The organism is Actinomycetospora sp. (genome assembly GCF_055612215.1).
The window spans coordinates 1-1,681 of the sequence record NZ_JBVPVA010000854.1 but is presented as its reverse complement, the minus strand read 5'-3'; the positions used below and the strand labels follow the sequence as shown (position 1 = coordinate 1,681).

General features: G+C 70.0%; 1 protein-coding gene and 2 pseudogenes. All 3 read right to left on the bottom strand.

All coding sequences use genetic code 11. From position 1 onward, the window contains the following. Positions 1 to 282 (bottom strand): annotated as a pseudogene (locus AC0CYZ_RS23270) (ABC transporter permease); the annotation flags it as partial. Between the two features lie 49 nt (positions 283 to 331). Further along, complete coding sequence (locus AC0CYZ_RS23265) at positions 332 to 1,126, bottom strand: MlaE family ABC transporter permease (protein WP_472219738.1); 795 nt, start codon at positions 1,124 to 1,126, stop codon at positions 332 to 334. Next, a pseudogene (locus AC0CYZ_RS23260) lies at positions 1,123 to 1,681 on the bottom strand (hypothetical protein); the annotation flags it as partial. The pseudogene AC0CYZ_RS23260 and the gene AC0CYZ_RS23265, both read right to left, overlap by 4 nt.

Below are 1,681 nucleotides of genomic sequence, written 5' to 3'. Positions count from 1 at the left end.
ACCGATCTGATTCAGGGCCGAGTAGCTCTGCAGGCCGACGACGGAGCCGGTGAAGAAGGTCAGCGTCGCGACGATAACGACGGTGCCGCCGATGAGCGCGAGCGCACCGGAGCCGAAGGCCACCTCGGTGAGCAGCCGCAGGACCTCGCGCTTGTAGCGGCGCAGCGTCCGGGGGATCCAGCCGATCGTCTTCGCGTAGAAGGCCGCCTGGTCGCCCATGGTGTCGAGCAACCCGAGGGGTGCGTCGACGAGCGCCCGCGCGCGGCGGGTGATCACTGCCATGTGATGTCTCCGGCCCTGTGGGGAGCGAACAGCGTCGGAAGTTCCATTGCTAGAACTTGCTCGGGGGAACGAGGTTCAGATAGACGGCCGACACGATCACGTTGATCGCGAACAGCAGGATGAACGTGATGACCACGGCCTGGTTGACCGCGTCCCCCACGCCCTTCGGTCCGCCGGAGGGGTTGAGGCCCCGGTAGGCCGCGACGACGCCGGCCGCGAGACCGAACAGCAGCGCCTTGATGAACCCGACGACGAGGTCGGTGGGCTTGGACAGGGCGGAGAAGCCCTGCACGTACGCCCCGGGGGTGACCCCCTGGAGCACGACGTTGAAGTAGTAGCCGCCCGCGACGCCGACGATCGACACCAGGCCGAACAGCAGCGCCGAGACGAGCATCGCCGCGAGCACGCGCGGCACGACGAGGCGCTGGATCGGGTTGATGCCCAGCACCTCCATCGCGTCGATCTCCTCACGGATGGTGCGGGCGCCGAGGTCCGCGCAGATCGCGGAGCCGCCGGCACCGGCCACCAGGAGGGCGCAGATGACGGGGGCGGCCTGCTGGATGACCGCCAGCGTGCTCGCCGCACCCGAGAACGACTGCGCGCCGAACTGCCGGATCAGCGACCCGAGCTGCAGCGAGATCACCGAGCCGAACGAGATGGAGACCAGTGCCGACGGGAGGATGCACACCCGCGAGACGAACCAGCACTGCTCGATGAACTCCTTGGTCTGGAACGGCGGCTGGAAGATGCCGACGAAGATGTCCAGACCCAGCGCGAAGAGCTTGCCCGTCGCGCTCAGCGCCCCGGCGCCCGGGAAGCGCCCGGCGGCGATGCGTGACGTCACGAGCCGCTCCGACGGAAGAGGCGGCGCAGGCCACCCTCCTCGCGGTGCGAGCCCGACGAGGAGGACGCCCCGTCGGAGCCGTTCGCCTCGGAGCCGTTCGCGTCGGAACCGTTCGCGTCGGAACCGTTCGCCTCAGAACCGTTCGACCCCGAGCCGTTCGACCCCGAGGCGTCCGACGCCCAGCCACCACGCTCGTCGCCACGGGAGGAACGCTCCCCCTGCGACTGCTCCGACGACCCGCGGTCGTCGTTGCCCGCGACCGGAATCTGCTGGGTGTCCTGGTCGTCGTCCTCGGAGCCCTGGTCCTGGTCGGGCCGCTGGTGGACCTGGGTGTCCTGGTCGTCGGTGTCCTGGTCCTCGGAGTCCTGGGAGGAGTCGCCGTCGTCGGAGGAGTCGGCGGAGGAGGAGGAGGAGGAGTCGGTGCCGTCGGCGCCGGACTTCTCGTCCTCGGACTTGGTGTGCTCCCCGGCCTGCGGGAGCACCACCGTCCCGCCGGCGTACTCGTCGACCGGCACACCGACCAGCGGCTCGTCGGACTCCGGCGGGTCCGGAGGC